The organism is Halobacillus aidingensis (assembly GCF_900104185.1).
In the GTDB taxonomy this organism is placed as follows: Bacteria; Bacillota; Bacilli; order Bacillales; family Halobacillaceae; genus Halobacillus; species Halobacillus aidingensis.
In genome coordinates this window covers 25,351-48,028 of sequence record NZ_FNIZ01000001.1, presented here as the reverse complement: position 1 = coordinate 48,028, position 22,678 = coordinate 25,351, and the positions used below count along the sequence as shown (strand labels likewise).

Here is a 22,678-nt window from a genome sequence, read left to right as displayed (position 1 = left end):
AAGTGTTTTTCACTCCAGTGGCTTCTTTTTTAGCTTCTCTCTTTAATAGGATGAGCCGTTACAATTCGGTTTCTTCCAGAACTTTTAGCTTTATATAAAGCTTGGTCCGCCTGTTGGACAATCTGCTTCCGGTTCGGCCTGAGCCATTCTGCCTTCCACGGAGCAATCCCACAGGAAACCGTTACACCAGGGGAAGTCGAAATCGCAATCTTTTCACGAATCATTTCAGTTAAATCATGGGCTTTTTCAGATGGAAGCATTGGAAGGTATACCGCGAGTTCTTCCCCTCCCCACCGTGCGGAAAGACCTTGACCCCCAATGACTGACTTGATGATATCAGCCACCTGGCAAATGACCTCGTCGCCTACCTGGTGGCCATAGGTGTCATTGATGTTTTTAAAATTATCAATATCAAATAGAATCAGACAACCCTTCTCATCATCCTTGACATGTTGTTCCACACAATGGTCCAAGTGAACCCTGGAATGAAGTTTTGTTAGATAATCAGTGATGACTGCCTTCTCCAACTCTTCTCTCAGGATTGAATTCGCAAATGCCAGCGTAGAATGGGCGACAAGCGATTGCAGAAGTTTGAAGGACTCAAACGTAAAATAATACGGCTCTTTATGGAGGACAATGGCAAGACCGCTGATATGTTCGTGATCTTTCATTGGCACGGCCATCAAAGAACGATATTGGGGTACATGTTCAATCGGTTTCGTCTCCAGATCACTTATGAAAAGTGGGGCATCTTGATGACATACGGATTCTTTCACATAATGCACCAGCGTACTTGATTCGGATGAAGCAAAGTATTCTGTACTCCCCTCAAGAACGTGATGACTTGAAAGTTCTTCATACGTAACAAAACCAACTTCATCCGCATGAAAAGACTGTTGAATTTTATACGCCATATAACTAATCTTTTCAGTTAATCGCATGTTGGAGTTGAGTTTTTGTGAGGTGGAGTTAATTAATTGCAGATCACTGTTTAACTTTCTTGATTGCTGGTAAAGCTGGGCATTTTCAAGAGCTTTCCCAGCTGTGTTTGCTATGAAGATGAAAAATTCGACATCTTTTTTAGGAAAATATAAATACCCAGGGGTCACAACCTTCAATACTCCATAGATGCCTTGTTTACCTTTAAGCGGAGCATATAAAATCGAGCACTTTTCTACTAGGTGATCTTCAATTTGTACTTCTCCTGTTATATAGGCCTGTGTACTTGCACTTGACTCAAGGTCCATATCGTAGGTGAGCTCGCGGACAGGGAGATCATTATCTTTCGTATAATCATTCGACAACAATAAAAAGTATTGAAAATCTGGATAGGTTTTTCTTAGGGTGTCTATAATTTCTTTTAACACTCCATCTGTATCAATAGAGGAATGGAAGTGAGAAGTCACTTTGTATAACAACTCGTATTTTTTCTCTTCCTCCATGGACGTGTAAAAGCCTTCGACCTTTTTTATACATTTCGTAACCTCTGAACTAACAGCCCGCAGCAACTCCTCCTCCATCTGTACAGCAGACGTCCCCTTCAGAACTAGATATCCAAAGATCGTTTGCCCAGAATGTAGCGAGGTGACTCTTAAAGAAGAACCAACTGCTTTTGCATCGATGATGTGTTGCACGTCTGATTGACTTTTCGTTTGGGTATATAAATCATCCAGAGAAAAGTGACTTCTTAATGATTCTTTCACAACCCCATCCTTTGAATGTATTTGAAAACGACCTTTCCACACATCCAGCAAATAAATGGCACAAAAAGAAGCTTCGGAAAACTTTTTTATTTCATCAGTCAGGTTGACAACAAACTGTTCATAGGTAAAGGGTGATTCTGAAATAAAGTATTGGAACAGACGGCTTTGTAGTTTTTCAATTCTCTTTTTTATGAGGGATTGGACAATCATTCGACTCACCTATCTTCCCTAACAAACGTTTTGAGTATATTGTACCATTACTTTAATCACAAAAACGACCATGAATATGTAAAAAGATCTTTATAAACTGTTCACTATTATATCATTCTATTTCTCTTTGGTTAGAATCATCTATCTTTGAACTTTACCCTTAAGTCGTACCTTCTTTTGTGAGAAAAACGCTTCTTCAAAACAGAGAGGACCAATAGGGAGTAATAGTAAGTAACCTTACAAAGATATAAGATTAATGAAAATTATAGAACTGAAGATGATTCAGGGATCCCTTCCCCTCACTATCACCTAGAGTTCTTATTTCAAATATCGTGAAATATAATGATTACAGTGTTTTCATTATCATCTAACCAATTCCCTATCATCATTTTTTATTTCGATCCCCTTGACTTCCATCCCTAATAAGATTACAATATTCGTTGTGTAAAATAAATGGCAGCCTATGTGAACCACCATTGTCATCATTTTGTTCCTCTATTTGAGGTGCATCGTGTAACTCTCTGCTGCTGGGGCGAAGGTGCATGAAAACATAATGAGCAATGATCGAAGGGACACACTGTTTTTATTTTATGCAAAATAAAATAAAAAGGAGGAAATTCCTATGGCACGTTATACAGGTCCAACCTGGAAAAAATCACGTCGTTATGGTATTTCTTTAAGCGGAACTGGTAAGGAGCTTGAAAAGCGCCCTTACGCTCCTGGACAACATGGTCCAAACCAACGTAAAAAACTATCCGAATTCGGTCTTCAACTACAAGAGAAGCAGAAGCTTCGTTTCATGTACGGTTTGACTGAGCGTCAATTCCGTCGCTTGTTTGAAGAAGCGGGTAACATGAAGGGGATCCACGGTGAAAACTTCATGATCCTACTTGAATCCCGTTTGGATAACCTTGTTTACCGTCTAGGTCTAGCTCGTACGCGCAACCAAGCTCGTCAGCTAGTTACTCACGGTCACGTTACTGTAGATGGCGGTCGCGTTGATATCCCATCTTACCGCGTAGCTCCTGGTCAAGCGATCAGCCTTCGTGAAAAATCTCAAAAGCTTAACGTCGTAGAAGAAGCAATCGAAGTTAATAACTTCGTACCAGAATATCTTACTTTCGACGAAGACAAGCGTGAAGGAACGTACACTCGTTTCCCTGAGCGTTCTGAGCTTCCTTCTGAAATCAACGAAGCTCTTATCGTTGAATTCTACTCTCGTTAATCTCTGCTTTAGCAGAATTACGACAAAAACGCCTTTGGAATGTTACTCACATTTCAAAGGCGTTTTTATTATTGTCAGGACAGAAAATAAAATACCGGAAAAGCTGGTATTCTCACCATAAACATAGAGGCAGACCGAAGTGGTCTGCCTCTTACTTTTATTATTGGAACTTAACCAAGAAGTACTTTTTCTTTCCGCGACGGATAATGGTAAAGCGATCCTCGATGCGATCTTCCTCACCAATCGTATGTTTAAGATCTTGGTTACGTTCTCCGTTAATATAAACAGCACCATTTCCGATATCCTCACGTGCCTGACGCTTGGAAGAGGAAATGCCAGCATTTACAAGAAGGTCCAACAGCTGTGGCTCTTTTTCTTCAGACTTGTAAGTCGGAACATCTTTGAAGCCTTGCTCAATTTCTGCACCTGATAATGTCTTGATATCTCCGCTGAATAAAGCAGCAGATATGCGCTCCGCCTGTTTCAATGCTTCCTCGTCATGGACGAGCTTTGTCATTTCTTCAGCTAGACGGCGTTGAGCCACACGTTTTTCTGGTTGAGTTTCTACTTCTTTTTCTAGTTCTGAAATTTCTTCCAAGCTTAAGAACGTGAAATACTTCAAGAAGCGAATCACATCACGATCATCCGCGTTGATCCAGAACTGATAGAATTCGTAAGGGGACGTTTTCTCAGGATCTAGCCAGATCGCTCCACCAGCTGTCTTCCCGAACTTCGATCCATCCGCTTTCGTAATCAATGGAACAGTCAAACCATAGGCTTCCACTTCTTCTTCTCCTGCAGCAGATCGTCTCAGCAATTCAAGCCCCGCGGTAATGTTCCCCCACTGATCGCTTCCACCGATTTGAAGCGTGCAATTCTCTTTTTGATACAACTGTTGGAAGTCAAGAGACTGCAAGATCATGTAAGAGAATTCTGTATAGCTGATTCCCTGCTCAATACGAGACTCTACAGAATCTTTTGCCAACATATAATTGATTCCAAAATGTTTTCCTGTATCTCGAAGGAAATCAATGATTGTCATTTGTGATAACCACTCATGGTTATTACGTGCTACCGCTGCATTTTCACCTTCATCAAAATTCAGGATTCTCGCCAATTGTTCTTTAATACTTTCACTGTACCCGTGAACAACCTCTGCACTGTTCAGTTGTCTTTCACTTGATCGGCCGCTCGGGTCCCCGATCATGCCTGTACCGCCGCCAACAAGTGCTATAGGACGATGTCCTGCTTGTTGGAACCTTTTCAACATAAGTACTGGAAGCAGATGCCCAATATGAAGACTGTCCGCTGTCGGATCAAACCCACAGTAAAGCGTTACCTGTTCCGTTTCGAGGTGCTTTTTCAATCCTTCTTCGTCTGTCATCTGGTTGATCAAACCACGTTGTTGCAAATCCTTCAAAATATCCATTGGATCACTCCTCAATCTGTTATAAGTAGACTTGTGCTAAGGTCTCAGAGATGAATTTTCTGAAAACAAAAAAAGACCTCACCCCTTGTGAAAAGGGACGAGGTCTCGCGGTACCACCCTTGTTGCACACACGTATGATGTGCCACTCCGATCGATAACGGCATTTCACCGTCTTCTGATTCATACCAGAAGAATGCTCCAGGTCGTAATTCAAAAACAACTGTGTACCGGCTCTCACCCACCGCCGGTTCTCTGAGACAGGGAATTGTTTTTTACTCCAGTCCTTCAACGCACATATATTCATCTACGTATATATTTATCACAACACAATCCAAAAAGCAATAAACCAGGGGTAGAATTATATCCTATATGCCCTGGGTATGTTATAATATTGGTGGATTTTTTAGGAGGTATTATCATGTCTAATAAACCGGAAAACGGGCGAAAAAAGCTGGATATACGCTCTTTATGGCAGAGTGGCACCATCCAGAAAAATGGCCGGATCACCTATGATGTCGTATGGAACGTCATCTTATTTTTTATCATCATCGGTGTTATCGGGTTATTTTTCGCAGGTGGTGTAGGCGCCGGCTATTTTGCTTCTCTTGTGAAAGATGAAGAGGTCAGAAGCGAAGAACAAATGAAAGAAACCATTTATAACTATTCAGAGACCTCGACCATGTTATTCAATGATGGAAAAACAGAGATTGGAGACGTCAGGTCAGATCTCTATCGTGAGGAAGTCCAATTGGAACAGGTCAGTGAAGATTTGAGAAATGCTGTGATTGCTACAGAGGATGAATATTTCGGAGAACACAAAGGTGTGGTTCCTAAAGCGGTCATGCGAGCCGTCGTTCAAGAAGTGACCAACTCCTCCGTAAAAACAGGTGGAAGTACATTGACCCAGCAGCTGGTCAAAAACCAAATCCTGACGAACGAAGTATCGTTTGAACGTAAAGCCAAGGAAATGCTGCTGGCTTTGAGAATTGAAAGATTCTTAGATAAAGATGAGATTCTGGAAGCCTACTTAAACATCGTACCTTTTGGCAGAAATGCGAATGGACAAAATGTGGCAGGCGTACAAACTGCCGCTCAAGGCCTTTTCGGTGTTGATGCCAAAGACTTAACTTTAGCACAATCCGCTTATATTGCAGGATTGCCTCAATCCCCGTTCGGATATACCCCTTTCTATAATGACGGATCTATTAAAGAACCTGAAAATTTAGAAGCGGGAATCGACCGCATGCACGAAGTTCTGGAACGTATGCATGAGGCCGGGTACATCACTCAGGCAGAGTATGATGAGGCGATGAAGTTCCAAATCAATGAAGAAACATTAACAGATCCAAAAGCTACTGTTCTAGGTACTTATCCTGCCATTAACCAGGAAGTGCACAAAAGAGCAAAAGACTTAATAAAAGATCACTTGATGAAGCAGAACGGTCATACAGAAAAAGACCTCTCAGAAGATGAAGCCTTACGTGAGGAATATAACACTATGGCAGAGCGTGAACTTTCTTCCGGTGGTTACCAGATTCATACAACACTAGACAAAGAAGTCTATGACGCCATGCAGAAAGTGAGAGATTCCTATACGGAAGGAAACTGGCCTTGGGGGCAAGAAACGGTCTTGAACAGTGATGGGCAGGAAGAAAAGGTTGACTCTCCTCTTCAGCTGGGGAGTATGATTATCGAAAACTCTACAGGTAAAATTCACGGTTTCATCGGTGGATATGATTTTGAAGAAGAAAATCTCAACCACGCAACCCAAGCCCGCCGCTCGAACGGTAGTACAATGAAGCCGCTCCTTGTATATGGACCGAGTTTTGACATGGGGGCAGCTCAGCCTGGCTCAGTCATTGCAGATGTTCCATACTACTATGATAGCGGGAAAGAAGTTCGTAACTTCTCGAGAAACCATAGAGGTTTTGTTTCTGCGCGTTATGCTCTTGCCCAATCTTATAACGTGCCAGCAGTAAAACAATACAAAAGTATACAATCTCAAGAGCCTGTAGAAAACTATCTGGTTAAAATGGGAATGGAAGAAAATTTAGTCAAAGCCGACTACACGAGCGAGTCGATGGCGCTTGGTGGTCTTACGTACGGAATCACTGTTGAAAACAACGTAAATGCCTATGCAACATTTGGAAACATGGGTAAATTTGTCGATGCATATATGATTGAAAAAATTGAAACGAAAGATGGAGAAAAAATCTACGAACATCAGGTAGAAGAAACAGAAGTGTACAGCCCACAAGCGGCTTACCTTACTGTTGATGTCATGCGTGATGTATTGGAATACGGAACAGGATCCAGGGTCCGTGGTATGTTGTATAACCGAGGCGTTGACTGGGCCGGAAAAACCGGAACATCCCAATCAACCAAGGACTCTTGGTTTGTAGCGACAAACCCTAATGTCACGGTCGGAATGTGGACAGGTTTTGCCGAAGGAAACATGCAGCACTTGAACTATAACCAGCGTACGCAAGGCTTATGGGCAGATGTTGTCAATGCTGTTTCTGAAATCCGCCCAGAGTTGATGGTTCCAGAGAACGATTTTCAGAGCCCTGGCGGATTGGTCACACGTTCTTATTGTGCAACATCAGGTTTGCTGGCATCTGATCTATGTTCCTCTGTCGGTCTTGCCAAGAGCGATCTCTACGATGCTGACTATGCACCAACGAAAGTAGATGACAGCTTGATCAGCGGTGACTTTGTACGCGTCAAAGATCAGCTGGTCGTAGCAGGTCCGAATACGCCTGGCGAATTTATTATCGATGGTGGCGGGGTTACACTCAGCCCTGAATTCTTAGAAGAAAATGGATACACAAGCTCTGAAGTACTAAGAGAACTCTTACCGAACTCAGGGGCATGGTCCAATGTGGCTCTTCCTTCCACACAAAGTATAGGATCAACAGCTTCTTCCATCGATAATGATGGACAGGCACCAGCGGCACCAGGTTCCGTAAGTGCCAGTGGATCAGCAATTTCTTGGACACCTTCATCTAGTAGCGATGTTGTAGGATACCGCGTCTATCGCGCTTCTACTCCAGGGGGATCCTTCACGTTTATTGGAAATACGACAGACAACTCCCTCGGCTACTCAGGAGGAAGCGGGATTTATGCTGTAAGAGCCGTCGATTACTTCGGCCAATCATCAGGATTATCCGGAACGACGACGGTAGGTAATCCTGGCGCACCAGAACCTTCGGATGATGAAGACACCTCATCCAATAACTCTGGAGGAAGTTCCAACTCAGAGAATGGCTCTTCCAACAACGGATCATCCAATGATGGAAACGGAAACTCTAATGGTTCAAACGGAAATGATTCTGGAGAGAGTAACTCTGGTGAAGAGAATTCAGATGGTGGAGAATCAAATGGTGACGATGAAACTGGAGATAATGATTCAGGAGATAATGATTCAGGAGATAGTGGGTCCGGAGACGACGACTCCGGAGATGATTCTGGCGGAGAAGGCTCCGGCGATGGCACTGGAGATGGTTCCGGTTCTGGTGAAGGCTCTGGATCTGGTGATGGTTCAGGAGGAAATGATTCCGAATCAGATGATGGATCAGACTCTCAGGAAAATTAAACAATAAATAAAATCCGATCGGCTTGCCGGTCGGATTTTTTATTCATCATGAAAAACAAGCATGGTTTCATGTATAATGGAGGAAATTAGTAAAATAATCTATTAATCTATGACAGGTGGTGGCTGAATGAATCATGAAAAGACCTATCATTACGAGGCATTTGACACAGAACATGGACCTGTCATCGTAGAAGGTCCATTACCCTCTGAAGATCTTGAGAAATACACATTCCATGAAGGTTTGACGGCCTTCCGTCCTCCAGAAAAACAATTCGAGGCCATTAAAGGGATTGCAGACTTTGAAGAAGGTCGCATTATTATCGCAAGGCACAATGAAGAAATCATTGGATATGTAACCTATCTGCATCCAGACCCTCTAGAACGATGGTCAGAAGGCAGTATGGAAGATCTCATAGAGCTTGGGGCTATTGAAGTCATTCCAGAGTTCCGTGGCTATCGGATCGGCTCACGTCTATTGAGAGTCTCCATGATGGATGAGTATATGGAAAACTATATCATCATTTCTACCGAATATTATTGGCACTGGGATCTCAAAGGAACGGGGCTGAATATTTGGGACTATCGAAAAGTCATGGAAAAAATGATGGCAGCGGGTGGACTCACTCCTTCTCCAACCGATGATCCAGAAATTATATCCCATCCTGCAAATTGCTTGATGGTGAAAATAGGACGCCATGTCTCCGATTCTTCTGTGGAACAATTTGATAAATTGAGGTTCTTAACAAGACATCAATACCGGACGAGGAGGTAGTTATATGTTAGTGGAAGAAATCATGAAAGAGAAAGTCATTACCCTTTCTCCTGAAGAAACCATTGAAAAAGCTCTGAAACTCCTTCACGAACATCACATTCGCCATATCCCAATCATCAACGAAGAAAATGAAGTCATTGGCATCGTCTCAGACCGTGATGTCAGAGATGCAAGCCCTTCAATCTTTGACAAAGAAACCGATCATGAAGAGCTGAAAAATCCAATTCGATCCGTCATGACCTCACCCGTGACAACGGTCCACCCACTGGATTTCGTAGAGGAAGTGGCATCGATCTTTTATGAGCAGGAAATTGCCTGTGTCCCCGTGACTCGAGATGAAAAACTGGTCGGAATTATTACTGAAAAGGATATGTTGTACACGCTCATTCAACTGACAGGCACACACGTTCAAAGTTCACAGATTGAAGTGAAAGTGATCAACAAACCTGGAATACTTCCACAGGTCACTCAAGTGTTCGGTAAAAGAAAAGTGAATATCAGCTCTGTCCTCATCTATCCTTATAAACCTGACCCTAAATATAAAATCATTGTCGTGAGAATTCAAACAATGAATCCCTTGCCTACGATTGAGGACTTAAAATCTGAAGGTTACGAAGTTCTGTGGCCTCAAATGCCAGGGATTCCATCATGACGTGTCATGCTGGATTTGTGTATTCCGAAGAATTTACGACATACCGCTTTCGAGACGATCATCCTTTCAATCAAATGCGTGTGGTAATGACAAAAGAATTGTTAGAAGCTGCAGGTGCGTTATCTGAAAAGGACATTATTGCTCCACGATTGGCTACAGAAGAAGAATTGTCGCTGGCGCACAGTAAAAAGTATATCGAAGCTGTCAAAAAAGCAGGGCAAGGGTTATTGACAGAAGATGAAGGTATGGAGTATGGGATAGGTACCGAAGATACTCCGATTTTCAAAGGCATGCATAAAGCGTCTCAGTTGCTTGTCGGGAGTACATTATCTGCAATAGATGCAGTAATGGATGGAAACGTGCAGCACGCATTGAACCTTGGCGGTGGCTTGCACCACGGTTTTGAACGTAAAGCTTCTGGATTTTGCATCTATAACGATGGAGCCGTTGGGATTAAATATATACGAGAAAAGTACAAGGCTAAAGTCCTGTATGTGGATACCGATGCGCACCATGGGGATGGTGTGCAGTGGGCATTTTATGATGACCCGGACGTATGCACTTTTTCCATTCATGAAACAGGGCGATACCTCTTTCCAGGCACTGGAAACGTGAATGAACGTGGATTAAAAGAAGGCTACGGCTACTCATTCAATATACCAATCGATGCTTTTACAGAAGATGAATCTTTTTTAAGTGTTTATGAATCCGCTTTCAGAGAAATTGTCGATTTTTTCAAACCGGATGTCATTCTTACACAAAATGGTGCGGATGCCCACCATTTTGATCCTTTAACTCATTTATGCTCCACAATGAAAATTTACGAAGCCATTCCCAAATTAGCTCATGAACTCGCTCACGAATATTGTGAAGGGAAATGGATTGCTCTCGGAGGTGGCGGATATGACATCTGGAGAGTGGTCCCACGTGCGTGGGCACAAATTTGGAAAGTAATGAGCGATCAAACCCCTTTCCGAGGTTCCTTACCAGTGGAATGGGTTCAAAAATGGCAAAAGGAAGCGCCTGTGAACTTGATGGAAACATGGCATGATCCACCTGATGCTTTCAAGCCAATTCCACGCCGGGAAGAAATAACGGAAAAAAACAAAAAAGTGTTGGCCAAAGCCTTACAACTAATCCACAATCAAAAAAAATTCAATTCTATGTAATAATAAAGAAGCCACTACTAAGAGACTCTTTTCAGTAGTGGCTTCTTTATTAAGTAGAGGAGCTTTCATAATCCGGATCAAGAATCACAATTTCCACTCTCCGGTTTTTACTCCAATTCTCTTCCGAATCATTCGGTGCTACCGGTCTTGTGTCCCCATAAGCGACGGCAGTAAAACGTTTGGCATCTAAGCCTTCCGTATTGGCAATGATATAGCGTATGACGCTGCTTGCTCTAGCACCAGATAACTCCCAATTTGAAGGATAACGATAAGTGTTGATCTGACGGTTATCGGTATGACCCTCCACTTTCACGAAATTAGGAATGTTCGTTAACAGTGTCCCGACTTTCGTCAAAAAAGGTTTCGCCCCATCCAGAATTTCAGCACGGCTCGTTTCAAACAGCAATTGTTCTTCTAATACCAGTACGACACCCCGCTCTGTTTGAGTGGCAGCAATGATGTCACTGAGTTCGTTTTCCTTTAAGTATTCATCAACTTCTTTTTTTAATTCTTCAAGATCTTCCGTCTGCTCAGCCTCATTAGATGCCACATGATCCGGGTTTTGTGTGGGGTCTTCAAACTCATTATTTTTCTCCCCATTTTCTTGAATCTTCGTCTGTTCTGTAGGATAGTCGCTCTCAATAGCCGATGGATAAAAATCAAAAATCATCCGATTACGAAAGGACTCTGCTATGGCTTCAAATTTCACTAGGTTAATTTGAGACATGGAGAATAAAAGAATGAAAAACACGAGCACCAATGTGATCATATCCGCATATGTAGTCATCCATTTAGGTGCACCTTTCTTTTTATCCTTTCTTCGCTTAAGATTCATTAGCCGTAGCTCCTAATGTATCTTCCTCTTGTTGTTCCTTTTCTTCTACTTTTTTATCACTTTCAGATAAAAATGCGCTCAGTTTCTCTTCTAAGATTTTAGGGTTTTGCCCAGACTGAACTCCAATGACACCTTCAATAATGATTTGTTTTATGAATATTTCTTCATAAGTTTTGTTTTCAAGCTTACCAGCCAAAGGGATAAAGACGAGGTTGGCAAGCAATGTACCGTAAAAAGTAGTGAGCAGTGCTACAGCCATTTGAGGGCCAAGAGTTGCAGGGTTGGATAAGCTTTGTAACATGAGAACAAGTCCGATTAGTGTCCCAATCATTCCCCAAGCAGGTGCATACTCCCCTGCTTTCTCAATGATTGCTCTGCCTCTTTGATGACGCTCCTCAACGGCCACGATTTCAGCTTTCATAATGTCGTTGATGACCTCTGGTTCAATTCCATCTACAGCAAGAAGAATTCCCTTCTTAATAAAAGGATCTTCCACTTCTTCCAGTTCTGTCTCAAGAGCAAGTAAACCTTCTCTCCTTGCTTTCTCAGATAAGCTCACGAACAAAGAAATCAATTCTCTTAAATTCATGTCACTCGTTTTAAAAGCCTCTTTGGTCACACGGAGCGTCAGCTTTACTTCACTCAAATTGAAGTTTACTAGAATTGCTGCTGCAAGCCCCCCAAGAACGATAAAGATCGAAGACACTTGAATAAACGACTTAAACCCTCCGAACCCGGCGTTTGCCATGATCCCAAACATGACCATGGCAAAACCAACCGTGATTCCGATGGGAGTCAATAAATCTTTTTTTGTCATTCCACTCTCTCCTCAGTTTCGAACAAGTACCTTATAGTACATATATCGGTACTATTTTTGCTGAGTTGAGTTTCTTTCGATAATTCTATGTGGCAAAATGACGTTCTGTTCTTCCACTTCTTCTTTATTCATGAATTTCGTAAGAAGACGCATGGCCACCGCACCAATATCATACATTGGTTGCACCACTGTAGAAAGCGTTGGACGTACCATCGTGGCTAGACGGGTGTTATCAAAGCCAAAGACCTCCATGTCCTCTGGAACACGAATGCCGCGGTCTTGTGCCCCGTGTATGACACCAAGAGCCATTTCATCGGAAGAAACGAAAATAGCAGTTGGCTGGTTGTCCATCTCCACGATCTGTTCTAAAGCTTCGAGCCCAGAATCATAAGAGTAATCACCCGTAACCATCCATTTTTCCGGCTGGTCCTCGCCACTTTCCTTCATGGCACGTTTAAAGCCTTCTACTTTTTCAGTATTAATGACCGTATTTTCAGGTCCTGAAACAAAAGCGATTTGTTTGTTATTCTCAAGCAGCACCTTCGTTGCATCATATGCAGCTTCTTCATAATTAATATTTACGGATGGAGTTTCTTTTGTCTCATCCACCGTTGCAGCCAGTGCAATCGGGACAGATGAAGTTTTGAATTCACGGATATGATCTTCAGTAATATCTCCGCCCATGAAGATCAGTCCATCCACTTGTTTTCCTAACATGGCATTGATCAAATGAAGTTCTTTATCTTTATTCTGATCAGAGTTACTCAGAATAATATTGTAATTGTACATGGTTGCGATATCTTCAATTCCGCGCGCGAGTTCAGCAAAGAAAATACTGGAGATATCAGGAATGATCACTCCGACGGTTGTCGTTTTCTTGCTTGCTAATCCACGAGCGACAGCGTTTGGTCGATACCCTAGTCTTTCTATGGCGTCATGTACTTTCTTCCGAGTCGCCGGTTTCACATTCGGGTTCCCATTCACAACCCTTGATACCGTCGCCATCGATACATTAGCCTCTCTTGCTACATCATATATTGTTACATTCATCATGCATCCTCCTTCGTCAATTCCAATCGTTCATTTTGTTCAATAGGATAATCATACGATAAATCGCTTACCCGCGCAATATTCGCAGCTTTTCTCTGTATTATTATACCCTAATTATTATAACGGATAGCCGTTTCGCTGCAAATGAATAAGATAAAGGTAACCTCAGATCTTGAGATTTCCATCGATTAGTCAACATGGGAGTCGGAAAACACAAAAAAGTTAGGCTAGCTGACCAGCCTAACTTTTTCTCTCAATTGCTCCATAACTTAGCGCCCATGACATATGGGCCTTTATTTATTTTTTTAACTCTTCCATGAAAGCATGGAACGTAGGGATATCCATCTGTTGTGCTGAGTCGGACAGGGCTACTGCTGGATCTGGATGAACTTCTGCCATGACTCCATCAGCACCAATGGCTAGAGCGGCTTTCGCAGCAGGTAGTAATAGATCACGGCGTCCGGTAGAGTGTGTAACATCCACCATGACAGGCAAGTGAGTTTCTTGTTTTAAAATGGGTACAGCAGAGATATCAAGGGTGTTTCTCGTCGCTTTTTCATACGTTCGAATGCCACGTTCACAAAGGATGATATCCTGGTTCCCTCTTGAAATGATGTATTCCGCTGCATTGATGAACTCAGAAATTGTAGCAGACATTCCTCTTTTTAGTAGTACCGGCTTATTAACAGAACCTGCCGCTTTCAGAAGTTCAAAGTTTTGCATGTTACGGGCACCAATCTGAATGACATCCAAGTAATCCAGAGCTTCTTCAAGATCCGCAGGGTTTACGATTTCACTGACAACAGCCAAATCTTGTTCGTCTGCTGCCTGCTTGAGCATTTTCAAACCTTCGATACCCAGCCCCTGGAAGTCGTAAGGCGACGTTCTCGGTTTAAATGCACCTCCACGCAATAGTTTAAGCCCTTCATCTTTCACAGCTTTTGCAACCGTTGATACTTGTTCATAACTTTCTACGGAACAAGGACCCATGATGAACGAAGGAGCTCCATTGCCGACCTTTTCTCCTTTGATTTCTACAACGGTGTCTTCAGGTTTCTTCTTCCGTGATACAAGCAGGGCTTTCCTGTGATCATCTTCTTGCAGCTCCAGGGCTGCTTTGAAAATTTCTTTGAATAAGTGAACGATTGTTGAATCCTCGAAAGGACCCTTATTATGTTGAGATAATTGATTGAGCATTGCTCTTTCCCTCACAGGGTCAAAGCGGTTCATCCCTTGCTGCTCTTTGATTTGACCAATTTCCTTTACCAGATCACCGCGTTTATTGATTAAATTCAGAAGCTGTAAATTAACCTCATCTAATTGGCTACGTAACTGGTCAAGATTTTGATTACTCATTATGTTCGTCCCCCTACCAAGAATTTTGTGTGATGAAATGGATGAATACTTTAAATAATTAGGGACAATTATAGCTAATATTTCGACAGTTGTCACCCCTAGAAAAGGTTTTCATGAAATTCTTTCACAAAAGTTTGCCAAACCTTCATCCAACGTATTGTCCTAAACAAAAAAAGGCCTGCTTTTTTACAGGCCTTGACGAAGTTAAACTTCCAATAATCTTTCTTTAGTAATGGCCGAATGACTGTCATGCCAAACAGCTTCTCCTTCTTGGAACTGAATGACCTGAGGAGACTCATGACGAATTCCTGTGTATTCAGCAATATGGCTGGATAACTCTCTTGATTCCTGTACATAAAGGATGAAGCACGGAACCGATGTTTCTTCAGCAAAACGCTCAAACTGCTGATGAGCAGCTGCACTGATTGGGCAAGTTAAACTATGCTTCAATAAGAAAAACTCTTTATATGCTTCTACGATGTTGATAAATTCCTCTTTATTTTTAATTACTTCTTGTTTCACGTTTATTCCTCCTCAACAGAAAAGATGGAGGTTGAATGTTCAACCTCCATCTCATTTTTCATTATAAATTAGATGATGTCGTGGAATCTTGTTGTTTTTCAAGCTCTTGTGCAGCTTCTTCAATGGCTTCTGCCACTTCTTGAGCTGCTTTTTCAGCTTCATCTTCTTCATTCGAACGGAAGTTCTTCACTTTATCTTTCACAGCTCCACTGAACTGCTGGGATTTTTCTGTTACGTTTTTAGAAAGTTGAGAAGAAGACTCTACAGCTTTATCTTTCCATACGCCACTTTTTTCATAAGCGACGTCTTTCCATTCACCAGCACGCTCTTTCCATTCACTGGAATTGCTATTGATATTTTCCCTAAGTTCACGACCAGACTTTGGTGCAAAAAGTAGGGCTACGGCAGCTCCTACGAGTCCACCAATTAAGGAACCTAGTACGAAATCTCTTCCATTACCATTTTGTTGATTTTGTTGACTCATAACCGAATTCCTCCTTAAGATTTAGTCTCTTCTTTCTTTGCTTTTTTCCACAAATTGATGGCCACTTGACCCCATTTCATGGCTTGAGCTGCTGTATCCGTGTTTTCATGGGCTGACTGGGTTAACCCTTTGGATACAGATCGAATGGACTGGTTGAACTCTTGAACTGTGTCACCAATTCCCTTGACTCCGTCAACTAAAGTATTTAACTTTTGTGACTTTTCTCCTACATCTTCAGCCAATTTATTGGTTTTATTCAAGAGCTCGGTTGTCTCTAAGGTGATTCCTTCCATTTGCTTTTCCACACCTTCAAGTGTGTCAGCAACATTGTTCATTGTACGGCGCACGGCCGTCAGCGTTCTCGCCAAAAATATGACAAGAACAGCAAAAGCCACTGCTGCAATTAATGCAGCAATGTACAAAATAATAATCATTCCCCCTGCACACTCCTTCTTATGTAATCAACACAGTTTAGTTTATACCCTAAATGGGCATTTCTAAACGTGGTGGCTACTATAAATGGACTTATTCGCTATCCTATCCCCAAATTCCTTCACCATTCGGATATTTTGTTCGAAAAAGTTCCCTTTTACTTTTATCCTACAATTAAAATTACATTCCACCGAACGCTTACAATACTGGCAGACTCATTTTCGTCCAAAGGCTTACCATGATAAACAGCTGATTATAGAATGCTTACTCTTATAAATCATCGAGGAATTAGAATATCCCTTTGAGTACAGGGTTCGTTTTTCCTCTCCATCAAATGGGGGTGGTTGGGAAGCTGCGAGACTTACGCTGAATGGATGGGCTGCGATAAGCCCATGGAACGAAGCTCGAAAAGGCTTGAGGTCATATGGATACAGACCCTAGTTATTCCGAAATCAAGTCATCCACAATCCTACCATTCACTTTAAAAAGGCTCATTGAAAAAGAAAAAACATGCGGCTTTTTTAAGCCGCATGTTAGTTTTAGTCGTTCTGCTTTTCATAAGCCTCTTGGAACTTTTGAATATCTCCTGCTCCCATAAACAATAGAACACCATTTTCATGTGCTGAGAGTTGTTCGACTTCCTCTAATTGTAATACGCGGGATTCTGGTATCAATTCCTGCAAATGATTGATGGTCAACTTCCCTTCATTTTCTCTTGCAGAGCCGAAGATATCACAAAGATATACTTCATCCGCTTCGTTCAGACTTTCTGCAAATTCATTAAGGAACGTTTTCGTTCTAGTGAATGTATGAGGCTGAAAAATCGCGACAACGGGGCGATCCTTATACTTTTTACGAGCCGTTTCAATCGTAGCGGTAATTTCGATTGGATGGTGGGCATAGTCGTCTACTAATATCTGATCATGCCACTGTTTTTCTGTAAACCGCCGTTTGACACCCTTAAATGTAGCAAGCTTTTTTATTTCCTCTGGTTGCATGTTTTCATAGTGACATAATGCTATGACACTTAACGCATTCAATACGGTGTGATTGCCATACTGTGGAATGGTAAAGGTATCATAATAATTGTTTCTGACGAAAACATCGAATGAAGTTCCTTCTGATGTTTCGGTTATGTTCTGAGCTTGGAAATCATTTGTATCTGCCAGTCCATAATACAGAACCGGTACATTTGCTTGAATATGTTGGAGATGCTCATCATCCCCGCAAGCAATGATCCCTTTTTTCACTTGTTTCGCCATTTCCTGAAAGGCCTGGAATACATCATCAATACTACTGAAATAATCAGGGTGGTCGAAATCAATATTCGTCATGATGGCGTAATCCGGTTCATACGAAAGGAAGTGACGTCGATATTCGCACGCCTCAAAAGCAAAGTATTGACTATTTTCATGACCCTTACCTGTACCGTCTCCAATAAGATAAGAAGTTGGATAGTTCTCAGATAAGACATGGGCCAATAATCCTGTCGTAGAGGTCTTACCATGAGCGCCAGTCACTGCAATACTTGTATAGTTTTGCAGCCACTCCCCTAAAAATTCATGATAACGATAAAATGGTAATCCCTGTTTTTTTGCTTCTTGAATTTCCTCATGATCATCGCTAAAAGCATTTCCAGCAATGATCGTCAATCCTTCTTGAATGTTTTCCTTTGAGAAAGGCAAAATTTCTATATTCTTAGATTCTAAAACTTCTTGAGTGAAAAAACGTTTTTCAACATCTGATCCTTGAACTTTCTCACCAGAATCATGAAGAATCTGGGCAAGCGAACTCATTCCTGTTCCTTTGATACCAATGAAATGGTAAGTTGTCATAAACAAGAACCTCCAAAATAAAGTGGGTCACTTTAAGTATAGTATATGTAATATTCATGGATATGCGATTTAAAGTTGCACTCTTAAAAAACTACGCATCTGCATTTCCTAATCATATCACGGAATGGACTGCAGAAAAAGTAAATATGACCCAATCAAAAGGCACAAACAACCAATGTCCGTGCCTTTCTCAAGCGATCATTCCTCTGCTCCAGTATATTCAACATATTCCAAGCGTGGATTATGTTTGTACCTTCTACCTTCTTTCGCTTCAGGTTCACCATCGATTAATACATTATCCCCTGTAAAACCGATTCCTATTTTCAATAAACTACCACCGACACCATACATATCTACAGGTACTTTCTTTTCTTCAAACGCACGAATTCGTTCCTTCGTGAATCCGCCGCTGACTACAATTTTCACATGCTTAAACCCTTCCTGATCCAAGGCACGTCTGAGGGCAAAAATTAACTCAGGGTTCACTCCCCTCGGATCAAAAGTACCCATGAGATGCTGATTTCTTAAAAAGTATTTATCCACCAAGTTACGTGAAGTATCTAGACGAACACCTTTCAATTCATCACCAAATTCTCGAGCTACCTTTAAGGAATCAGTAATGACATCATTGTTGTAATCAACCAGAGCCATCAGCTGGTCATCTGGAAATTGTTGATGATAGGCTTTCGTTGCGGCTACAACATCCCCTTTGAACATCTGGATCAGTGCATGAGGCATTGTTCCCATGCCCTCTTTCCCCCACCATTCATTCATCGCGTGTGTCGCTTGTGCCGTGGATCCACCGATAAAAGCAGAATATCCATCGCCGGATTGCTGTGTGAAATGATCATCCCGGTCCCCCATAAAAATGATTGGCTTCTGCTTGCCGGATGAACGAGCTGCTTTGACGACATTATATACATTGGTAGCGACAGAGGTTCTTCTCGCTAATATCCCGTCAATGATTCCTTCTAAAAACCCAAAATACTGATAAGGACCAGTCACTGTAAGAACTGTTTCATAAGGACTGATTTTATCTCCGTCTTTCAGAGAATGGATCTCTAGCTCTCCCGGTTGCTCGGCGAACGTATGGATCAATGCGATGACTTCATCGGTTCCACACAATACCGCATGATCCTTTTGAAAGAATTGCATCGTTACTTTATTATCAGGTAAGTGATTTTCTACAATATCTCTTGTCTTTAAAAAGTAGACAGCAGAAAACCAGCCTTCTGCTACACGTTCATCAAACTTAAACGTTTTATTTGTTAATCGGCTGATTTCTCCATTTAACTTCAGTGCTATTTCCTTCATGGCTTAACTCCTTAAACATAGAGGTCATGATCACTCTCGTTTTCATTCATTGTTAATCATATAAAATTGAGAAGTTTTGCACAAGGTTTTTGCCGAAATGATGAATTACTCCATCATTTCTTCAATTTGCTGCCTCGTTAATAAAATGTCTCTCGGCTTGCTTCCTTTTTGTTCTGAAATAATCCCATAAGCTTCCATCTGGTCGATTAATCTGGCAGCACGATTATATCCTACTTTGAAACGGCGTTGAATGAGTGAAGCACTCGCACCATTCTGCTGAACCACAAATTCTACAGCTTCATCAAATAACTCATCCGTTTCTTCTTCTGTTGAAATCTGCTTCATCAATTCTTCCTGGTGAAAGAGGTATTGAGGTGGAGCGATCTTTTTAACATAGTGCGTCACTCTTTCAATCTCATCATCAGAGACGAAAGCTCCCTGAATACGGACAGGCTGACCTGAACCATTCTCAACAAACAGCATATCCCCTCTGCCAAGAAGTTTTTCAGCTCCCCCTGAATCAATGATGGTTCTAGAATCCACTTGTGATGACACACTAAAAGCGATTCTTGTCGGGATATTCGCTTTGATCAATCCGGTGATGACATCCACAGAGGGACGCTGGGTTGCTAACAGCAAGTGAATCCCACATGCCCTTGCTTTTTGTGCAATGCGGCAAATGGCATCTTCGACATCCTGTGGGGAAACCATCATTAGATCAGCGAGTTCATCAATGACAATGACTAAATAAGGAAGTTTTTCAGAGTCTCTCTGTTGCTTCTTCATTTTTTCATTATATCGTTCAACATCCCGAACGCCTTCTTCTACGAATTTCTCATATCGTTCTTCCATTTCTTTTACAGCCCACTTCAATGCTGTTGTGGCAGCTTTGACGTCTGTAATGACCGGAGACACAAGGTGTGGGAGGTCATTATAGGGTGCAAGTTCTACCATTTTTGGATCGATAAGCAAAAACTTCACATCTTCATGATGTGCTTTATACAAAAGACTGATCAAGATGGTGTTGATGCATACACTCTTTCCTGATCCCGTCGCACCCGCAATCAATCCATGGGGCATTTTTTTCAGATTCGTAACAATGGAATCTCCACCAATATCCAAACCTAAACCAACAGTCAAAGGAGAATTGTCATTTTGGAAGGCTTCGGATTCAAATATCTCCTGCAGTCCGACCATCATGGATTGTTTGTTAGGAATTTCGATACCCACGGCTTGTTTTCCAGGGATCGGTGCCTCAATTCTTATATCTCTGGCAGCCATACTAAGTTTGATATCATCCGACAGGTTTGTGATTTTACTCACCTTGACCCCGGGTTCCGGCTGCACTTCAAATCTTGTGACTGTCGGCCCCTTCATTGCATTAACAACTTTAGCACGCACATGGAAGTGTCGAAGAGTCGTTTCAAGAAGCTCCATCTGTTCTGTTATCCAACTATCATCAAGTGATGTCGGACGTACCGGGTCTTCAAGTAAGTGTAGAGGCGTGTGATACTCGACTCTCTTGCTTTTTTCTTCTTCCACATCCCTAGCTGCAGGCTCATCTTTTTTTGGTTCAGTCTTCTCATGCTGGTTGTTTGTTTTTTTCTCGTGATCGCGGTTTCTTTTGTCCCGTGGCGTCATAAGGACATTAAAAGGCACACGACGCTTTTGTCCATCTTTCTTTTTCGAAGGCTCATGCGAATTCGAAGATGTTTTATTTTCCGTTTCATTCTGTGATTGAGGCTGTTCTTCCCTATTAGTTTTTTCCACTTCCGCTTGTTGATACATTTCCGTTTCTTCTTCGGAAGGTTCAGTTGAGGTCGAGTCATCGACTCCATCCTCAACAGGTTGTTCTTTAGCCATCTCGGATTCGGATTGCTCCGTTTTTCCTTTGGCAATCATCTCATCTTCTCTATTAGAGGGGAAGGGTTCTTCTTGATGGCGAGCTAGCACTTCATCATGGTTCACTTGCTCGCTTTCTATATCTGTTTGTTCATCGTTCTCCTGCGTCTCCGTCACTTCAAGCTCTGAATCATCCAGCTCTCCATCTTCCATACCATCCATGGTCAAGAGGGATTCCTCTTTCTCATCCAGCATGGACAAAGTTGATTCTTTGTCTTGATTGAATTTTGGCAGTTCCCTATGTTTTTCTTCATTTTCTGTCTCTGAACTTGTCTGCATTTCATTCGTTTCTTGTTCACCATCAGAAGCTTCTGATCTCGTATACTCTTCTTCTTTATCTTCGCTCGCTTCTGCCGTTTCTAATGAGTCTTCTTCTCCTCTTTTAATTGCCTCTTGCAGAGATTCTGAAAGGTTCTTTGGTCCATCCTTTACTACTCCAACCTCTTGGTGCTTTTCATCTCTTGTAGTTTCTAGAGTTTTATCCTGTTTGTCCGTTTCACCAGGACTTTCATTTTCCAGGGGTGAATGTTCATCGAGCTGTTCGTTTTCTGCTTGACCCAGCTCATCATCAGCGAATGTAAGGCCCCGATAATCTTTTGATATATTCGGTCTAATGTCTTCTGTGTACTCACTTCTGCGCTCCTCGACGGTCTCTTCAAATAAGGTGGTTTCCGAAGTAGCCGCCTCTTCCCGGTCAAGAATTTTCGGCAGCTCGGAAGCAGGTTTTGGCCTAGAGTTTTCTTCATCAACACGAGCTCTCATACGTTTCCGTAATTCCTGCCATTGTTTTTCATCATTGGAATCAGTGAAAAATTCCGGCTGTGATTGTTGTTCTTCTACGGCATACTCTAACCTTTCCAATCCTTTTGTGAGTTGTCGTGCCTGGTAGCCGTATATTGGAGATGGAACATCGGTCGGTGTAAAAGGAATCGAGGAAGTTTCCGGCAACTCCTCATGAGTCTTTTCTTCCTTCCTAGGCCTTTTCTTTCTTTGAGACATACCCTCCACAGGTTCTTGTTTTTCAACGGGCTTTTTGCGTCGAGGGCGTTGATAACTTTCATTTTCATTTTGAGCTTTTCCTGGTGCATCTGGAATGACAGGAAAACGAAACTCTCCTTGTTTCGGATAGCGGTAAGTCATTTTTGTTTTAGCGTTTACGTCATTTCTTTCTTCTATATTATGTAGCGTCTCCTGGTCTTTTTTTTCTTCTGTATCCAGCAATTTTTTCATCTTATTTCTTAAGTCTTTCCACATTGCGTTCACTCTCTTTTCAATTTTAAAATCACTTATAGGATTATCCCTATTTTAACAGGTTTGAGGCATTGGTTGGTTTACAATACCTTTAAAAATGACTTTTGAATCAAAAAAAGCAAAGC

At 41.9% G+C, this 22,678-nt stretch carries 17 protein-coding genes and 1 other annotated feature; of the genes, 5 read left to right on the top strand and 12 right to left on the bottom strand.

The genetic code is table 11. The features are described from left to right. Positions 1-29 precede the first annotated feature (29 nt). Complete coding sequence (locus BLS23_RS00225) at positions 30-1,913, bottom strand: sensor domain-containing diguanylate cyclase (protein WP_089650509.1); 1,884 nt, start codon at positions 1,911-1,913, stop codon at positions 30-32. Between the two features lie 622 nt (positions 1,914-2,535). On the opposite strand from BLS23_RS00225, the gene rpsD reads away from it, so the two are divergent. Next, positions 2,536-3,138, top strand: coding sequence for a 30S ribosomal protein S4 (gene rpsD, locus BLS23_RS00220; RefSeq protein ID WP_089650508.1), 603 nt, complete (start codon positions 2,536-2,538; stop codon positions 3,136-3,138). A gap of 160 nt (positions 3,139-3,298) precedes the next feature. Here rpsD and tyrS read toward each other — a convergent pair whose 3' ends face one another. After that, on the bottom strand, positions 3,299-4,567 hold the full coding sequence (gene tyrS, locus BLS23_RS00215) for a tyrosine--tRNA ligase (RefSeq protein WP_089650507.1): 1,269 nt from the start codon (positions 4,565-4,567) through the stop codon (positions 3,299-3,301). 90 nt (positions 4,568-4,657) lie between these two features. Beyond that, positions 4,658-4,865: a binding site (T-box leader), on the bottom strand. 120 nt (positions 4,866-4,985) lie between these two features. Here tyrS and BLS23_RS00210 point away from each other — a divergent pair. The 4 genes from BLS23_RS00210 (at position 4,986) to BLS23_RS00195 (ending at position 10,755) form a co-directional block, all read left to right on the top strand. Beyond that, on the top strand, positions 4,986-8,162 hold the full coding sequence (locus BLS23_RS00210) for a transglycosylase domain-containing protein (protein ID WP_089650506.1): 3,177 nt from the start codon (positions 4,986-4,988) through the stop codon (positions 8,160-8,162). Between the two features lie 127 nt (positions 8,163-8,289). Further along, positions 8,290-8,934, top strand: coding sequence for a GNAT family N-acetyltransferase (locus BLS23_RS00205; RefSeq protein WP_089650505.1), 645 nt, complete (start codon positions 8,290-8,292; stop codon positions 8,932-8,934). Positions 8,935-8,938: 4 nt separating this feature from the next. Continuing rightward, positions 8,939-9,586: an acetoin utilization AcuB family protein gene (locus tag BLS23_RS00200; RefSeq protein ID WP_089650504.1), complete on the top strand. Its 648-nt coding sequence runs from the start codon at positions 8,939-8,941 to the stop codon at positions 9,584-9,586. Beyond that, positions 9,583-10,755 (top strand): acetoin utilization protein AcuC, encoded by a 1,173-nt coding sequence (locus BLS23_RS00195; RefSeq protein WP_089650503.1) that lies wholly within the window; start codon positions 9,583-9,585, stop codon positions 10,753-10,755. The genes BLS23_RS00200 and BLS23_RS00195 overlap by 4 nt, the downstream gene beginning before the upstream one ends. A gap of 49 nt (positions 10,756-10,804) precedes the next feature. On the opposite strand, the gene motS is transcribed toward BLS23_RS00195, so the two are convergent. The 10 genes from motS to BLS23_RS00145 all read right to left on the bottom strand — a co-directional run bounded on the left by motS (position 10,805) and on the right by BLS23_RS00145 (position 22,556). Then, on the bottom strand, positions 10,805-11,590 hold the full coding sequence (gene motS, locus BLS23_RS00190) for a flagellar motor protein MotS (RefSeq protein ID WP_089650502.1): 786 nt from the start codon (positions 11,588-11,590) through the stop codon (positions 10,805-10,807). Then, positions 11,580-12,407, bottom strand: coding sequence for a flagellar motor protein MotP (motP, locus tag BLS23_RS00185; protein ID WP_089650501.1), 828 nt, complete (start codon positions 12,405-12,407; stop codon positions 11,580-11,582). The genes motS and motP overlap by 11 nt, the downstream gene beginning before the upstream one ends. 51 nt (positions 12,408-12,458) lie before the next feature. Continuing rightward, on the bottom strand, positions 12,459-13,457 hold the full coding sequence (gene ccpA, locus BLS23_RS00180) for a catabolite control protein A (protein WP_089650500.1): 999 nt from the start codon (positions 13,455-13,457) through the stop codon (positions 12,459-12,461). Positions 13,458-13,754: 297 nt separating this feature from the next. Then, positions 13,755-14,813: a bifunctional 3-deoxy-7-phosphoheptulonate synthase/chorismate mutase gene (locus BLS23_RS00175; protein ID WP_089650499.1), complete on the bottom strand. Its 1,059-nt coding sequence runs from the start codon at positions 14,811-14,813 to the stop codon at positions 13,755-13,757. Positions 14,814-15,017: 204 nt separating this feature from the next. Next, a complete protein-coding gene (gene ytxJ, locus BLS23_RS00170) occupies positions 15,018-15,335 on the bottom strand; it encodes a bacillithiol system redox-active protein YtxJ (protein WP_089650498.1) in 318 nt (105 codons plus the stop codon). A 61-nt stretch (positions 15,336-15,396) separates the two neighbouring features. Further along, positions 15,397-15,819, bottom strand: coding sequence for a YtxH domain-containing protein (locus tag BLS23_RS00165; protein WP_089650497.1), 423 nt, complete (start codon positions 15,817-15,819; stop codon positions 15,397-15,399). Between the two features lie 14 nt (positions 15,820-15,833). Continuing rightward, the gene (locus BLS23_RS00160) at positions 15,834-16,253 is read right to left on the bottom strand and encodes a DUF948 domain-containing protein (protein ID WP_089650496.1); all 420 of its coding nucleotides are present in this window, start codon (positions 16,251-16,253) and stop codon (positions 15,834-15,836) included. Positions 16,254-16,790: 537 nt separating this feature from the next. Further along, on the bottom strand, positions 16,791-18,086 hold the full coding sequence (gene murC, locus BLS23_RS00155; RefSeq protein WP_089650495.1) for a UDP-N-acetylmuramate--L-alanine ligase: 1,296 nt from the start codon (positions 18,084-18,086) through the stop codon (positions 16,791-16,793). 198 nt (positions 18,087-18,284) lie between these two features. After that, positions 18,285-19,400, bottom strand: a complete 1,116-nt coding sequence (locus tag BLS23_RS00150) for a nicotinate phosphoribosyltransferase (RefSeq protein ID WP_089650494.1) — start codon at positions 19,398-19,400, stop codon at positions 18,285-18,287. Between the two features lie 105 nt (positions 19,401-19,505). Next, positions 19,506-22,556 (bottom strand): DNA translocase FtsK, encoded by a 3,051-nt coding sequence (locus BLS23_RS00145; RefSeq protein WP_244157013.1) that lies wholly within the window; start codon positions 22,554-22,556, stop codon positions 19,506-19,508. Positions 22,557-22,678 lie beyond the last annotated feature (122 nt).